Raw genomic sequence first — 14,073 nt, forward strand, 5'->3', positions numbered from 1 at the left:
GGCAGGAGAGGGCAGGAGAGGGCAGGAGAGAGCCTGCGAGGGCGGCGCCGTGGCGCCGACCGCGCCCGCTGCTCTACTTGCTGTAGTTCTTCCCGATGGGCCTGCCGGGGATCGGCCTGCCGACGAGGGCGACCGGCACGAACAGGCAGAAGTGGCCTATTGCCACGGTGAGCGTCCAGAGCGCGTCGTCGTCGTAGAGCGCCGACGCTCTGGCGAACAGGTCGTCGCCGACGCGTTCTCCGAACGGGTTGGGGGTGAGGACGGCCTCCACGAGTTCCAGCGCGACCCGTTCGGCGTCGCTGAACCACGGGGCGTCCTGCCAGGTGGCCACGGCGGCGATGCGCCTCTCGCTCTCCCCACTCCTGCGAAGGCTCTCGGTCAGCGGGAGGGCGTGGTAGGTGCTGCCGACGATCTGCGCGGCGCGCAGCAGCGCCAGGCCGACGGTGGTCTGCGGCACCGGGCCGTTGCGGACGGCGTTGCGCAGGGAGGCGGAGAGTTTCGCCAGCTCGGGAAAGAGGTGGGCGGGGTCGGGCAGACGCGATCGGATGCCGTCCTGCTCGGTCGTGCCGGTCGTGCCGGTCGTCGGGTACGCGGTCATGCGAGGTTCCTTCCTGAGTGCCGGATGACGTCTCACCGGTGTCGACAAGACAGGCGCTCGGAATGTGAGGGACGCCGGCGTCACGTTCGGGGGCGCTGTCTTGTCGTACGGAGAGGACGCGGACACGACCGAGGGAGCCGACGACACCATGACCACCCGATCCGAGCCGGGCGACGGCGGGCCCGACCCCGACCTGAGCGTGATCATCAGCGAGCGCCGTCACCTGATGAACCTCGCCTACCGGCTCCTCGGCTCCCTCGCCGAGGCCGAGGACGCCGTGCAGGAGACCTACGCTCGCTGGTACGGCCTGTCCCCACAGCAGCGGCAGGCCGTCGACTCACCCGGGGCCTGGCTGACCAGGGTCGCCGGCCGTGTCTGTCTCAACGTCCTGGGTTCGGCACGAGCCCGGCGGGAGAGCTACGTCGGCGACTGGATCCCCGAGCCGCTGCCCGACCCGGCGCCGTGGCCGGGCGGCCGCGCCACCGCCGACCCCGCCGACCGCGTCACCCTCGACGAGTCGATCAGCATGGCGTTCCTCGTCGTACTGGAGGCGATGACGCCGGCCGAGCGCGTCGCCTTCGTCCTCCACGACGTCTTCCGCTACCCCTTCGCCGAGGTCGCCGAGATCGTCGGCCGCACACCGGCCGCCTGCCGCAAGCTGGCGTCGTCGGCCCGCCGGCGCGTTCGTGTCTCGGGGACGTCCGCGTCCCCGGCCGCCGGGCAGGCCGCCGTCGTCAGGCGCTTCAAGCAGGCCTGGGAGGCCAAGGACGTCGAGGCCCTGATCGCTCTCCTCGACCCGGACGTCACGGCGACCGGCGACGGGGGCGGTCTCGCCACCACCGTGCGCCTCCCGGTCCAGGGCGCCGAGAGGCTGGCGCGCGGCCTCGTCGCTCTCCTGGACAGGCAGGCCGGCCTGACGATCCGCGAGAGCGCCGTCAACGGCCGGCCCGGTCTGGTGGCGCAGCGCGAGGGCGTCGTCGTGACCGTGTACGCCTTCGACGTCGCGGGCGACCGGATCACGCGCGTATGGGCCGTGCGAAACCCCGACAAGCTCCGGCCGTGGACGGCAGGTCACCGTGACGGGACCGCGGGCGCCCGACCGCACGGCTAGCCGAGGGGGCGCCACGCGGGCCGGTGCACCCGGCACCGGGGTGGTTCGGCCCGGGCGTCCCGGTCTCTGGCGGACGCGCGCGTCCGGCCCCCGCGCGCGCGTCGGCTACGGGATGCCCAGCTCGAAGATGACGAAGTGGGCGTACCAGCCCGAGGCGACGGCCGCCGTGGCGAAGAACACCGTCAGGCTCGGCCACTTCAGGCGGCTCATCGCCGCGGCCGGGGCCAGGAGGAGGGGGAAGACGGGAAGCAGGTAGCGGCCGGTGTTGCCGAACATCTGCTGGGTCCCCAGGACGGCGACGACGCTCGCCAGGGTGTACGCGACCAGCACCAGCGGCGGCCTTCTGCGCAGCATCAGGGCGATCAGGAAGGGCAGGGCCAGGACGAGCTGGACGGCCAGCAGGTCGGGCACGGAGAACGCGAACAGGTAGTCGTTGTGCCCGATCGCCGTGTTGCCCAGCACGTCCAGGGTGTAGGCGCCGAAGTCGAAGTAGTGCGCCCACCCCTCACGCTGGAGGGTGAAGTAGGCGGTGAGGTCGCCCGCCTCGAGGCCGACCCAGACGACGTAGGTGAGCAGGCCCAGCGGCGCGGCGATCATGGCGTACACGGGTCCGGCGACCCCGTGCTCGCGTCTGCTCTGCGGCCGGGCGAGCGTGACGATCGCGGCCAGCCCGACCGCGCCGATGAGCGCGGCGGACGTCGGCCGGTTGAGGCCGGCGAGGAAGGCCAGCAGCCCCGCGGCCACCCAGTGCCGCTTCATCACGCAGTAGCAGCACCAGGCGGCGATGGCGACGAACACCGACTCCGAGTAGACCGCCCACTCCACGCCCGCGCCGGGCGCCAGCGCCCACAGACCGGCCGCGATCGTGCCCGCCCGCGCGCCGGCCAGCGTCGAGACCACCGCGTACACGCCCGCGGCCGCGACGAACGAGGCCAGGACCGAGACCGCGATCGCCGATCCGTACAGGCCGAGGCCGGTGATCTCCGACACGCCCCGGATCAGGCCCGGATAGAGAGGGAAGAACGCCACGGAGTTCTGCTTGACGGTGAACAGCCCGCCGGGCGCCAGCTTCACCAGCGGGCCGGGCTCGTAGCCCTTCTCGGCGACCTGGAGGTACCACCAGCCGTCCCAGGTGGCGAGCACGTCCCACCAGTGCGCGCCGCCGCCGAAGCGCGGGTTCTTCTTCTGGTACTCGTCCGCCGCCTCCAGGAGCCGCACGAACACGATCAGTCCGACGAGCTTCGTCACACCGTAGAGGAGCAGCGGGGCGAGGTACGGTCGTACCCCGTCGGGCAGGGCGAGGCGGCGCTGTCGCCGCGACGTCTCCGTCGGCCCGTCCGGCACGGCGGGATCCGTCGCCGTGTCGCTGGAAGCCGTGCTCATGGCTGGGGTCCCCCCTCGGCCGATCGCCGGACGGCCAGGGGCGGTGCCGTGTCCGGATGATCGTGACGTTTGGTCATAAGAGTGCGGTCATAAGATCGCAACAGAGTCGCACATGTGCGCCACAGGTGGGGGGAGGACGGGTGTCCGAAGCGCCGACGACCACGGCCGCGGCGACCGTCTTGTCGGTCGTCATACCCATGTACAACGAGGAAGAGGTCCTTCCCGCGCTGGTCAGCCGCCTGCGTCCGGTCCTGGACGGCCTCGGCGTCCCGTACGAGGTCGTCGCCGTGGACGACGGCTCCACGGACCGCACGGCCGCGCTCCTGGACGCCTTCCGGCTCGGCTGGCCGGAACTGCGCGTGATCGGGCTGCGCCGCAACTCCGGGCACCAGGCCGCTCTCACCGCGGGCCTCGACCGTGCCGTGGGCGCGTATGTCGTCAGCATCGACGCCGACCTCCAGGACCCGCCCGAGAAGATCCCCGACATGCTCGCGCTGGCCCGCGCCGAGAACCTGGACATCGTCTACGGCATCCGGGCCGACCGGGCCAGCGACACCGGCTTCAAGCGGTGGACGGCGGGCCTGTACTACCGCCTGGTGCGCCGTCTCGCGGGCCCGTCGGTGCCGGCCCAGGCCGGCGACTTCCGGCTGCTCAGCAGGGCCGCGGTGGACGCCCTGAAGGCGCTGCCGGACCAGCAGCGCGTCTACCGTCTCCTGGTGCCCTGGCTGGGCTTCCCCAGCGGCGAGGTCGCCTACGAGCGGGCCCCGCGGCCGGCGGGTCAGAGCAAGTACCCGCTGGGCCGGATGATCCGGCTGGCCGTGGACAGCGTCACCGGCTTCTCGGCGGCGCCCCTGCGCATCGCCACCTGGCTGGGCGGCTTCGCCTTCCTGGTCTGCCTCGGGCTGATGGTCTACACGCTGAGCGCCCACGCCTTCCAGCACACCGTGCCCGGCTGGACGTCCCTCTTCATCGGCGTGCTGTTCATCGGGGCCGTCCAGCTGGTCTGCGTAGGGCTGCTCGGCGAGTACGTGGGCCGTATCTACACGGCCGTGCAGAACCGGCCGACGTACTTCGTGGGCCGCGACACGGCGGCCGCGGGGGACCAGGGCGGGCCGTCCGCGGAGTCCGTGCCGACGGGTGACGCGGACCGGGCGGCTCCGCCCGCGCAGCGGCTGGGGCAGCCTTCCTGAACCCCGGCGTGTCGGCGGCCGGGCTTTCTGTTTTGACCGAAGTCAGTGCGCTAGGTACGCTCATACCTTGTGCCTGGGGTGTGCCCTGGCCCTCGTGCGTGTCTTCAGCCGCATGCGGGTCTCAAGCAGTGGCCACCGCGATCCGCGCCTCCTTCTGCCTAGCGGCGGAAGTCCGCGGGTCCGACACACCCGACCGCGTGGGTCGGCGAAGTTCCAGGTTAGCTTCACCATTCGGCACACAGAAACCGGAGAAGTAGTGCCTACGATCCAGCAGCTGGTCCGGAAGGGCCGGCAGGACAAGGTCGAGAAGAACAAGACGCCCGCACTCGAGGGTTCCCCTCAGCGTCGCGGCGTCTGCACGCGCGTGTTCACGACCACCCCGAAGAAGCCGAACTCGGCCCTGCGTAAGGTCGCGCGTGTGCGTCTGACCAGCGGGATCGAGGTCACCGCTTACATTCCGGGTGAGGGACACAACCTGCAGGAGCACTCCATCGTGCTCGTGCGTGGTGGCCGTGTGAAGGACCTGCCGGGTGTTCGCTACAAGATCATCCGCGGTTCCCTCGACACCCAGGGTGTCAAGAACCGCAAGCAGGCCCGCAGCCGCTACGGCGCCAAGAAGGAGAAGTAAACAATGCCTCGTAAGGGCCCTGCCCCGAAGCGCCCGGTCATCATCGACCCGGTCTACGGTTCTCCTCTTGTCACGTCGCTCATCAACAAGGTGCTGCTGAACGGCAAGCGCTCCACCGCCGAGCGCATCGTCTACGGCGCCATGGAGGGCCTCAAGGAGAAGACCGGCAACGACCCGGTCATCACCCTGAAGCGCGCTCTCGAGAACATCAAGCCGACCATCGAGGTCAAGTCCCGCCGTGTCGGTGGCGCGACCTACCAGGTCCCGGTCGAGGTCAAGCCCGGCCGCGCGAGCACCCTGGCGCTGCGCTGGCTCGTCGGCTACTCCCGCGCCCGTCGCGAGAAGACCATGACCGAGCGCCTGCTCAACGAGCTTCTCGACGCGTCCAACGGCCTCGGCGCCGCTGTGAAGAAGCGCGAGGACACCCACAAGATGGCCGAGTCCAACAAGGCCTTCGCGCACTACCGCTGGTAGTCGCTACCCACATCGAGACCGAGAGAAGACGAAAGCCTTATGGCTACCACTTCACTTGACCTGGCCAAGGTCCGCAACATCGGGATCATGGCCCACATCGACGCGGGCAAGACGACCACCACCGAGCGGATCCTGTTCTACACCGGCGTCTCCTACAAGATCGGTGAGGTCCACGACGGCGCCGCGACCATGGACTGGATGGAGCAGGAGCAGGAGCGTGGCATCACGATCACCTCTGCTGCCACCACCTGTCACTGGCCGCTGGCCGACGTCGACCACACCATCAACATCATCGACACCCCGGGCCACGTCGACTTCACCGTCGAGGTGGAGCGTTCCCTGCGTGTGCTCGACGGTGCCGTGACGGTGTTCGACGGCGTCGCGGGTGTCGAGCCCCAGTCCGAGACCGTGTGGCGTCAGGCGGACCGCTACGGCGTCCCGCGCATCTGCTTCGTCAACAAGCTCGACCGGACCGGTGCCGAGTTCCACCGCTGCGTCGACATGATCAGCAGCCGCCTCGGCGCGCAGCCGATCGTGATGCAGCTGCCGATCGGTGCCGAGGCCGACTTCAAGGGCGTCGTCGACCTGGTCACGATGAAGGCCTTCGTGTGGTCCGCCGAGGCGGAGAAGGGCGAGATGTACGACGTCGTCGACATCCCGGCCACCCACACCGAGGCTGCCGAGGAGTACCGCGGCAAGCTCGTCGAGGCCGTCGCCGAGAACGACGACGCGATCATGGAGCTGTATTTGGAGGGCCAGGAGCCTTCCGAGGAGCAGCTGTACGCCGCGATCCGTCGTATCACCATCGCGTCCGGCAAGTCCGACGGCGTGACGGTCACCCCGGTGTTCTGCGGTACCGCGTTCAAGAACAAGGGCGTCCAGCCCCTGCTCGACGCGGTCGTGCGCTACCTCCCCTCCCCGCTCGACGTCGAGGCCATCGAGGGCCACGCCGTGAACGACCCGGAGGAGGTCGTCAAGCGCAAGCCGTCCGACGACGAGCCGCTGTCGGCGCTGGCGTTCAAGATCATGAGCGACCCGCACCTCGGCAAGCTCACCTTCGTCCGGGTCTACTCGGGCCGCCTGGAGTCCGGCACCGCGGTGCTGAATTCCGTCAAGGGCAAGAAGGAGCGCATCGGCAAGATCTACCGCATGCACGCGAACAAGCGTGAGGAGATCGCGTCGGTCGGCGCCGGCGACATCGTCGCCGTCATGGGTCTGAAGCAGACCACGACCGGTGAGACGCTGTGCGACGACAAGGCGCCCGTGATCCTGGAGTCCATGGACTTCCCGGCTCCGGTCATCCAGGTCGCCATCGAGCCCAAGTCGAAGGGCGACCAGGAGAAGCTGGGCATCGCGATCCAGCGCCTGGCCGAGGAGGACCCGTCGTTCCAGGTCCACTCGGACGAGGAGACCGGCCAGACCATCATCGGCGGCATGGGCGAACTGCACCTCGAGGTGCTGGTCGACCGCATGCGCCGTGAGTTCAAGGTCGAGGCCAACGTCGGCAAGCCGCAGGTCGCCTACCGTGAGACCATCCGCAAGGCGGTCGACCGGGTCGACTACACGCACAAGAAGCAGACCGGCGGTACCGGCCAGTTCGCCAAGGTGCAGATCGCGATCGAGCCGATCGAGGGCGGCGACGCCTCGTACGAGTTCGTGAACAAGGTGACCGGTGGTCGCATCCCGAAGGAGTACATCCCTTCGGTCGACGCCGGTGCGCAGGAGGCTATGCAGTTCGGCATCCTCGCCGGTTACGAGATGACCGGCGTGCGCGTCATCCTGCTCGACGGTGGCTACCACGAGGTGGACTCCTCCGAGCTCGCGTTCAAGATCGCCGGTTCGCAGGCCTTCAAGGAGGCCGCACGCAAGGCCAGCCCCGTGCTGCTCGAGCCGATGATGGCCGTCGAGGTCACCACGCCCGAGGACTACATGGGCGAGGTCATCGGCGACATCAACTCCCGCCGTGGTCAGATCCAGGCCATGGAGGAGCGGGCCGGTGCCCGCGTCGTCAAGGGCCTGGTGCCCCTGTCGGAGATGTTCGGCTACGTCGGCGACCTCCGCAGCAAGACGTCGGGTCGCGCGAGCTACTCGATGCAGTTCGACTCCTACGCCGAGGTTCCCAGGAACGTCGCCGAGGAGATCATCGCGAAGGCCAAGGGCGAGTAACGCACCGCGTTCCCACGCTTTAGGCTTGACTCCGGAGCCTCTGGGGCAATCACCCGCATCCGTCAAGGATCGTGAGCGTTTGCCCCGGGCCCGGGATTTGACAGCAAAGATCACCTGGCGCCGATGAAGCAAGGCGTTCCAGAACCACTTCCAGGAGGACCCCCGTGGCGAAGGCGAAGTTCGAGCGGACTAAGCCGCACGTCAACATCGGCACCATCGGTCACATCGACCACGGTAAGACGACCCTCACGGCCGCCATTACCAAGGTGCTGCACGACGCGTACCCGGACCTGAACGAGGCCTCGGCCTTCGACCAGATCGACAAGGCTCCTGAGGAGCGCCAGCGCGGTATCACCATCTCCATCGCGCATGTCGAGTACCAGACCGAGACGCGTCACTACGCCCACGTCGACTGCCCCGGTCACGCGGACTACATCAAGAACATGATCACGGGTGCGGCGCAGATGGACGGCGCCATCCTCGTGGTCGCCGCCACCGACGGCCCGATGCCGCAGACCAAGGAGCACGTGCTCCTGGCCCGCCAGGTCGGCGTCCCCTACATCGTCGTCGCCCTGAACAAGGCCGACATGGTGGACGACGAGGAGATCCTGGAGCTCGTCGAGCTCGAGGTCCGTGAGCTCCTCTCCGAGTACGAGTTCCCGGGCGACGACCTGCCGGTCGTCAAGGTCTCGGCGCTCAAGGCCCTCGAGGGCGACCCGGAGTGGTCGAAGACCGTCCTGGAGCTCATGGCCGCGGTCGACGAGTCGATCCCGACCCCCGAGCGTGACGTCGACAAGCCGTTCCTCATGCCCGTCGAGGACGTCTTCACGATCACCGGTCGCGGTACGGTCGTCACCGGCCGTATCGAGCGTGGTGTCCTGAAGGTCAACGAGACCGTTGACATCATCGGCATCAAGCAGGACAAGACCACCACCACGGTCACCGGCATCGAGATGTTCCGCAAGCTGCTCGACGAGGGCCAGGCCGGTGAGAACGTCGGTCTGCTGCTTCGTGGCATCAAGCGCGAGGACGTCGAGCGCGGCCAGGTCATCATCAAGCCGGGCTCGGTCACCCCGCACACCGAGTTCGAGGCCCAGGCCTACATCCTGTCGAAGGACGAGGGTGGTCGTCACACCCCCTTCTTCAACAACTACCGTCCGCAGTTCTACTTCCGTACGACGGACGTGACCGGCGTCGTGACCCTCCCCGAGGGCACCGAGATGGTCATGCCGGGTGACAACACCGAGATGAAGGTGGAGCTCATCCAGCCCGTCGCCATGGAAGAGGGCCTGAAGTTCGCCATCCGTGAGGGTGGCCGGACGGTCGGCGCCGGCCAGGTCACCAAGATCAACAAGTAAGTCCTGTTGATCGACCTGGTAGCTCCAGCCTGAGCTGAGCACCTGAGAGGGCCCGTACGACTCCGGTCGTACGGGCCCTTTCGTATGGGCTGCGCCAGGGCGGGCCTGCTCAGGAGGGGGAGCGGGGGAGGCCCTCGGGCGAAGCGCGGGAACGCGGGTTCCGGTGCCGGGGACGCCCGCGGAGCCGACGCATTTCCGGAATCCGTCACTCACCGTGGCGGCTTCTGCGTACCGTGAGCAGTGACAGCACGATCGCGCAGGGTCACCTCCGACCACTCGTCCGGTCCCGTCACGGTTTCTCGCAGGCGGACCACGTGACGACGCGAGGGCGCGAGGACGACGAAGGGGTACGGGGATGTCGGTCGACGGCCAGGCGGTACGGCTCGGGGACGAGACGGGCGACACGAACTGCACGAACGGCACGGACGGCACGAACAGCACGGACGAGCCGGGCGGGGAGGTGGACCCGGACGACGAGTGGGGCATCGCGGTCGTGGCCACCGTCGGCCGTCAGCTGAGGCTGCGCCGGGAGGCGGCCGGGATGCGGGTCGCCGACTTCGCGACAGCCGTGGGTTACGGCGAGGACATGGTGTACAAGATCGAGGGCGGGAAGCGGATCCCGCGTCCCGAGTACCTGGACCGGGCGGACGGCATCCTCCAGGCGGGCGGCCTGCTCTCGGCCATGAACGAGGACGTCAGGAAGGTCCAGTACCCGAAGAAGGTACGGGAGATCGCGGGGCTGGAGGCCCGGGCGGTCGAGATCCAGCTCTACGATCCGCTGAGCATCCACGGGCTGTTGCAGACGCCGGAGTACGCGCGGGCCTTGCTGCGGATGCGGCGGCCCGCGTATGCGGAGGACGTGGTCGTTCGCGGCGTGGCCGCTCGTGTGGCGCGCAAGTCGGTCTTCGAGCGGGATCCCGCGCCGGAGATCAGCTTCGTACAGGACGAGTGGACGCTGCGGCGTCGGCTCGGTGGGGTGACGGTCCTGCGCGCACAGCTCGAACACCTGCTGGAGGTCGCCGAGTTGAGGAACGTCGAGTTCCAGGTGATGCCCATGGACCGCGAGGAGCACGCCGGCGTGGACGGCGGGATCGAGGTGCTGAAGTTTTCCGACGGTTCGGCGGTCGGACGTTCCCCTGCGCTGGCGAACGGCCGGGCGCTCACCGATGCCAGCCGTCTACGTATCCTGGAACTGAGGTACGGCATCATCCGGGCCCAGGCGCTCACGCCACGTGAGTCGCTGGCCTTCGTCAAGCGACTGCTGGGGGATATGTGATCCGGAACCTGGTCTGGTTCAAGAGCAGCTACAGCAGCGGTGCCGAAGCCGACTCCTGCGTCGAAGTGGCCGTCGCCCCCGCCGCCGTCCACGTCCGTGACAGCAAGAACCCGGAGGACGGCCCCGCCTTCCACGTTGCCTCCGCCGCCTGGACGCGGTTCGTGACGTACGCGTCAGGCGGAGAAGGCCGCGGCCAGTAGCGGCAGGAGCATCGCCGCGACCACTTCGTCGAAGTCGCGCTGGGCCTGGGTGAGCCTGTCCCTGCGGACGGAGAGGTCGGGGACCGACCGGTCGAGGATCAGCCGCAGCGCGTCGCCGGGGTCATGGGAAGGTCGGCGACCACGGTGTCGGCGGCCCGGGGTGCGAGGTAGTTCGCGCCGGGGCCGGACCACTCGTGTACGCCGTCGTCGTCGGAGTTCCCGACCCCCTGCCTCTTGCCGTCGTACCGGTTCCACACCTCGTCGGTCACGGAGGTGGCGGGCTCCCCGGCGCACGGGCGCGGTCCGGAACTCAAGTAGAAGCCGCCGGGTTCGCCGAACGCACGCAGCAGCATGTGCACCTGGCACCGCCATGTGGCGAGACGGCTCTCCAGGTAGACCCACTGGTGCGCCCCGGCCGGTGGCGCCGGCTTCGTCGGCGACGCGTGGTCCCCCCACAGCGTCAGCGTGGAGAGCAGGGCCGCGCACCACGGCGGCGACCGCGCCGAGCGCCCTGAGCTGCCAGCCGCCGTACCGGCGCCGGGACGGCGCGGCGATCTCGTCCAGCAGCCGCCGGCGGGCCGGGGCGAGCAGGGCGCCGTCATCTCGTCCATCGCCGGTTCAGCCATGGCTGATCACCTCCGGGGCGTCGCGTACGAACGTGGGATCCACGTCACCGAGTGCCAGGCGGCCCTGGGCGGCCTGGGCGACGACCCGGCTGTCGCTGCGGTCGGTCCAGGAGTCGGCGACGGGGTCGTGGCCGGTGCGGGCCAGGGCCCTGAGCGCCCGCACCTCGGTGCGGCGCTGCTTGCCGATGAGGTTGGCGGCGATGCCGTACAGCCAGGACCGGGCGTCGGCGCGTGAGACGTCGTAACGCCCCCGCGCGCGGAACGCGGCCAGGAGGGTCTCGGCGGTGATGTCCTCGGCCGCGTCCGCGCCGAGCCGGCGGGCCGCGAACCGGCGGATCGCTGCCGCGTGCCGGTGGTAGAGCTCCCCGAACACCTCGGGCCGGGTGAGGGAATCGGAGATGACGGAGGCGTCCTCGGCATGTCTGCCGGGTGGGCTGTTCACGCGGTGCCCGTTTGCAGTCGGTCGGTTACACCCGCTGTTACCCGCAGCCTTCGAACGGGTTCACGGCGATCGACCTCATGACCGGCTTCGGGCAGGCGCGCCACGATCGGCCTCGCGTTTGACCTGCGTCACGTCCGGGGTATTGTCTCCGGCTCGATTGGCCAGGGGCCTGCCCCATATGGCAGACTGTTGGGGTTGCTCGGTCGAGTGTTGATGCTGCGCGCCTCCCGCCGGGAGGACCGGAAGCGAGTCCCACAGTACTCGTCGCCCCAACTGCCTTCTTGGCAGCGCTGAGGCGGACGTACGGGAATCTTTCGGGAAGTGTCAGTGCGGCGCCGACCAGGCACCCGGTGGACCTTTCGTCCTCGGCTTGCGGTTCCGGAAGGGCCGTGCTTTCCCAGCAGGGATGTTCGAACAAGGGGCATCTGTGTCGGTGACAGCGCGACACACCCGACCGCGTGGGTCGGAGGATCGAAGTGAACGGACCATCTGGTTCCAGAGCGTTAGAAGAGACAGGACTACTGAGTAGCCATGGCGGGACAGAAGATCCGCATCCGGCTCAAGGCCTACGACCACGAGGTCATCGACAGCTCGGCGAAGAAGATCGTCGAGACGGTGACGCGTACTGGTGCGTCGGTCGCGGGCCCGGTGCCGCTGCCCACTGAGAAGAACGTGTACTGCGTCATCAAGTCGCCGCACAAGTACAAGGACTCGCGCGAGCACTTCGAGATGCGCACGCACAAGCGCCTGATCGACATCCTCGACCCGACCCCCAAGACCGTTGACTCTCTGATGCGACTCGACCTTCCGGCCGGTGTCGACATCGAGATCAAGCTCTGAGGGCTGGTGATCTGAGAATGGCTAAGCAGATCAAGGGCATCCTGGGCGAGAAGCTCGGCATGACGCAGGTGTGGGACGAGAACAACCGTGTTGTTCCGGTCACCGTCGTCAAGGCCGGCCCCAACGTCGTGACCCAGGTCCGTACGAACGACAGTGACGGCTACGAGTCGGTCCAGATCGCCTTCGGCGAGATCGACCCGCGCAAGGTGAACAAGCCCCTCAAGGGCCACTTCGCCAAGGCCGACGTCACGCCCCGTCGCCACCTCGTCGAGATCCGGACGGCCGATGCCGCCGAGTACACGCTCGGTCAGGAAATCACCGCCGAGGTCTTCGAGGCCGGCGTGAAGGTCGACGTGACCGGCAAGAGCAAGGGCAAGGGCTTCGCCGGTGTCATGAAGCGTCACAACTTCAAGGGCCTCGGCGCCGGTCACGGCACCCAGCGCAAGCACCGCTCGCCCGGTTCCATCGGTGGCTGCGCCACCCCGGGCCGCGTGTTCAAGGGCCTCCGCATGGCGGGTCGCATGGGCAACGAGCGTGTCACCACCCAGAACCTGACCGTCCACGCCGTTGACGCGGAGAAGGGTCTGCTGCTCATCAAGGGCGCTGTCCCCGGTCCGAACGGCGGCCTCGTCCTGGTCCGCACCGCGGCCAAGGGGGCCTGAGGTAACCGATGAGCACTGTTGACATCCTTTCGCCTGCAGGCGAGAAGACCGGTAGCGTCGAGCTCCCCGCGGAGATCTTCGGCGTGGAGAAGATCAGCATTCCGCTGATCCACCAGGTCGTCGTCGCGCAGAACGCGGCTGCCCGTCAGGGCACGCACAAGACCAAGACCCGCGGCGAGGTTCGCGGTGGCGGTAAGAAGCCTTACCGCCAGAAGGGCACCGGCCGTGCGCGCCAGGGCTCGACCCGCGCGCCGCAGTTCGCCGGCGGTGGCGTCGTCCACGGCCCGCAGCCGCGTGACTACTCGCAGCGGACCCCCAAGAAGATGAAGGCTGCCGCTCTGCGTCACGCCCTCACCGACCGGGCCCGCCACAACCGCATTCACGTCATCTCCGGCGTGATCGAGGGCGAGACCCCCTCCACGAAGGCCGCTCGCTCGCTGTTCGGCAAGATCTCGGAGCGCAAGAACCTGCTCCTGGTCGTCGACCGCGCCGACGAGGCCGCGTGGCTGTCCGCCCGCAACCTGCCCCAGGTGCACATCCTGGAGCCGGGCCAGCTGAACACGTACGACGTGATCGTCTCGGACGACGTGGTCTTCACCCAGGCCGCTCTTGAGTCCTTCGTGTCCGGCCCGAACAAGGCCAACGACACCGAAGGGAGTGACGCCTGATGGCTACGCGTCACCCGAGCATCGCCTCCAAGGCGGCCAAGGCCGCCAAGGCCGCGCGCGTCGCCAAGGCGAAGCGCCACGAGGCCGAGGGCAAGAACACCGTCGTCACCGTGCCCAGCAAGGCGTACACGGACCCCCGTGACGTCCTGCTGAAGCCGGTCGTGTCGGAGAAGAGCTACGCGCTCCTCGACGAGAACAAGTACACGTTCATCGTCGACCCGAACGCCAACAAGACCCAGATCAAGCAGGCCGTCCAGGCGGTCTTCTCGGTCAAGGTCACCGGGGTCAACACGATCAACCGCATCGGCAAGCGCAAGCGCACCAAGACCGGTTTCGGTCAGCGCGCCGGCACGAAGCGAGCGATCGTGACCCTTGCTGAGGGCGACCGTATCGACATCTTCGGCGGTCCGACCGCCTGAGGGCGGTCCGGATCGTCCGATATCGGACGAGG

Annotated in this window: 15 protein-coding genes and 1 pseudogene; 12 read left to right on the forward strand and 4 right to left on the reverse strand. The window is 68.6% G+C overall.

Annotated features, from left to right (window positions below):
* Window positions 1-73: 73 nt before the first annotated feature.
* A complete protein-coding gene (locus OG802_RS21135) occupies window positions 74-598 on the reverse strand; it encodes a carboxymuconolactone decarboxylase family protein (RefSeq protein WP_329412691.1) in 525 nt (174 codons plus the stop codon).
* Window positions 599-746: 148 nt separating this feature from the next.
* Here OG802_RS21135 and sigJ point away from each other — a divergent pair, with 148 nt between their 5' ends.
* Entirely contained in the window at window positions 747-1,709 is a 963-nt protein-coding gene (gene sigJ, locus OG802_RS21140; RefSeq protein WP_329412692.1) for an RNA polymerase sigma factor SigJ, read from the forward strand.
* Between the two features lie 105 nt (window positions 1,710-1,814).
* Here sigJ and OG802_RS21145 read toward each other — a convergent pair whose 3' ends face one another.
* The gene (locus OG802_RS21145) at window positions 1,815-3,092 is read right to left on the reverse strand and encodes a hypothetical protein (RefSeq protein WP_329412694.1); all 1,278 of its coding nucleotides are present in this window, start codon (window positions 3,090-3,092) and stop codon (window positions 1,815-1,817) included.
* Window positions 3,093-3,232: 140 nt separating this feature from the next.
* On the opposite strand from OG802_RS21145, the gene OG802_RS21150 reads away from it, so the two are divergent.
* From OG802_RS21150 to OG802_RS21180, 7 genes are all read left to right on the forward strand, one after another.
* Window positions 3,233-4,282: a glycosyltransferase family 2 protein gene (locus OG802_RS21150; protein WP_329412696.1), complete on the forward strand. Its 1,050-nt coding sequence runs from the start codon at window positions 3,233-3,235 to the stop codon at window positions 4,280-4,282.
* A gap of 256 nt (window positions 4,283-4,538) precedes the next feature.
* The gene (gene rpsL, locus OG802_RS21155; RefSeq protein WP_003948652.1) at window positions 4,539-4,910 is read left to right on the forward strand and encodes a 30S ribosomal protein S12; all 372 of its coding nucleotides are present in this window, start codon (window positions 4,539-4,541) and stop codon (window positions 4,908-4,910) included.
* 3 nt (window positions 4,911-4,913) lie between these two features.
* The gene (rpsG, locus tag OG802_RS21160; RefSeq protein ID WP_189712345.1) at window positions 4,914-5,384 is read left to right on the forward strand and encodes a 30S ribosomal protein S7; all 471 of its coding nucleotides are present in this window, start codon (window positions 4,914-4,916) and stop codon (window positions 5,382-5,384) included.
* Window positions 5,385-5,423: 39 nt separating this feature from the next.
* Window positions 5,424-7,550, forward strand: a complete 2,127-nt coding sequence (gene fusA / locus OG802_RS21165; RefSeq protein ID WP_329412699.1) for an elongation factor G — start codon at window positions 5,424-5,426, stop codon at window positions 7,548-7,550.
* Between the two features lie 164 nt (window positions 7,551-7,714).
* Window positions 7,715-8,908 carry an elongation factor Tu gene (gene tuf / locus OG802_RS21170; RefSeq protein ID WP_329412700.1) on the forward strand — a complete coding sequence of 398 codons (1,194 nt, stop codon included), beginning with the start codon at window positions 7,715-7,717 and terminating at the stop codon, window positions 8,906-8,908.
* Window positions 8,909-9,263: 355 nt separating this feature from the next.
* On the forward strand, window positions 9,264-10,184 hold the full coding sequence (locus OG802_RS21175; protein WP_329412702.1) for a helix-turn-helix domain-containing protein: 921 nt from the start codon (window positions 9,264-9,266) through the stop codon (window positions 10,182-10,184).
* Window positions 10,181-10,384 carry a DUF397 domain-containing protein gene (locus tag OG802_RS21180; RefSeq protein WP_329412704.1) on the forward strand — a complete coding sequence of 68 codons (204 nt, stop codon included), beginning with the start codon at window positions 10,181-10,183 and terminating at the stop codon, window positions 10,382-10,384. Before OG802_RS21175 ends, OG802_RS21180 begins: the two co-directional genes overlap by 4 nt.
* Window positions 10,385-10,482: 98 nt before the next feature.
* Here the strand turns inward: OG802_RS21180 and OG802_RS21185 are convergent, their stop codons facing one another.
* Complete coding sequence (locus tag OG802_RS21185) at window positions 10,483-11,010, reverse strand: hypothetical protein (protein ID WP_329412705.1); 528 nt, start codon at window positions 11,008-11,010, stop codon at window positions 10,483-10,485.
* A gap of 70 nt (window positions 11,011-11,080) precedes the next feature.
* Window positions 11,081-11,452 (reverse strand): annotated as a pseudogene (locus OG802_RS21190) (RNA polymerase sigma factor); the annotation flags it as partial.
* Between the two features lie 531 nt (window positions 11,453-11,983).
* Between OG802_RS21190 and rpsJ the strand changes: the two are divergent.
* Genes rpsJ through rplW form a run of 4 tightly spaced genes read left to right on the forward strand, consistent with a single transcriptional unit; the run spans window position 11,984 to window position 14,041 of the window.
* On the forward strand, window positions 11,984-12,292 hold the full coding sequence (gene rpsJ, locus OG802_RS21195; protein ID WP_003948644.1) for a 30S ribosomal protein S10: 309 nt from the start codon (window positions 11,984-11,986) through the stop codon (window positions 12,290-12,292).
* Between the two features lie 17 nt (window positions 12,293-12,309).
* Window positions 12,310-12,954, forward strand: a complete 645-nt coding sequence (gene rplC, locus OG802_RS21200; protein WP_069770402.1) for a 50S ribosomal protein L3 — start codon at window positions 12,310-12,312, stop codon at window positions 12,952-12,954.
* 8 nt (window positions 12,955-12,962) lie between these two features.
* Complete coding sequence (gene rplD, locus OG802_RS21205; protein WP_329412708.1) at window positions 12,963-13,622, forward strand: 50S ribosomal protein L4; 660 nt, start codon at window positions 12,963-12,965, stop codon at window positions 13,620-13,622.
* Window positions 13,622-14,041 (forward strand): 50S ribosomal protein L23, encoded by a 420-nt coding sequence (gene rplW, locus OG802_RS21210; protein ID WP_329412710.1) that lies wholly within the window; start codon window positions 13,622-13,624, stop codon window positions 14,039-14,041. The genes rplD and rplW overlap by 1 nt, the downstream gene beginning before the upstream one ends.
* Window positions 14,042-14,073: the final 32 nt, after the last annotated feature.

This window comes from Streptomyces sp. NBC_00704 (assembly GCF_036226605.1).
Taxonomy (GTDB): Bacteria; Actinomycetota; Actinomycetes; order Streptomycetales; family Streptomycetaceae; genus Streptomyces.

Coding starts and splice junctions, on each gene's coding strand:
- OG802_RS21135 (WP_329412691.1), bottom strand. CDS start 598: ATGACCGCGTACCCGACGACCGGCACGACCGGCACGACCGAGCAGGAC.
- sigJ (WP_329412692.1), top strand. CDS start 747: ATGACCACCCGATCCGAGCCGGGCGACGGCGGGCCCGACCCCGACCTG.
- OG802_RS21145 (WP_329412694.1), bottom strand. CDS start 3,092: ATGAGCACGGCTTCCAGCGACACGGCGACGGATCCCGCCGTGCCGGAC.
- rpsG (WP_189712345.1), top strand. CDS start 4,914: ATGCCTCGTAAGGGCCCTGCCCCGAAGCGCCCGGTCATCATCGACCCG.
- fusA (WP_329412699.1), top strand. CDS start 5,424: ATGGCTACCACTTCACTTGACCTGGCCAAGGTCCGCAACATCGGGATC.
- OG802_RS21175 (WP_329412702.1), top strand. CDS start 9,264: ATGTCGGTCGACGGCCAGGCGGTACGGCTCGGGGACGAGACGGGCGAC.
- OG802_RS21185 (WP_329412705.1), bottom strand. CDS start 11,010: ATGGCTGAACCGGCGATGGACGAGATGACGGCGCCCTGCTCGCCCCGG.
- rpsJ (WP_003948644.1), top strand. CDS start 11,984: ATGGCGGGACAGAAGATCCGCATCCGGCTCAAGGCCTACGACCACGAG.
- rplC (WP_069770402.1), top strand. CDS start 12,310: ATGGCTAAGCAGATCAAGGGCATCCTGGGCGAGAAGCTCGGCATGACG.
- rplD (WP_329412708.1), top strand. CDS start 12,963: ATGAGCACTGTTGACATCCTTTCGCCTGCAGGCGAGAAGACCGGTAGC.
- rplW (WP_329412710.1), top strand. CDS start 13,622: ATGGCTACGCGTCACCCGAGCATCGCCTCCAAGGCGGCCAAGGCCGCC.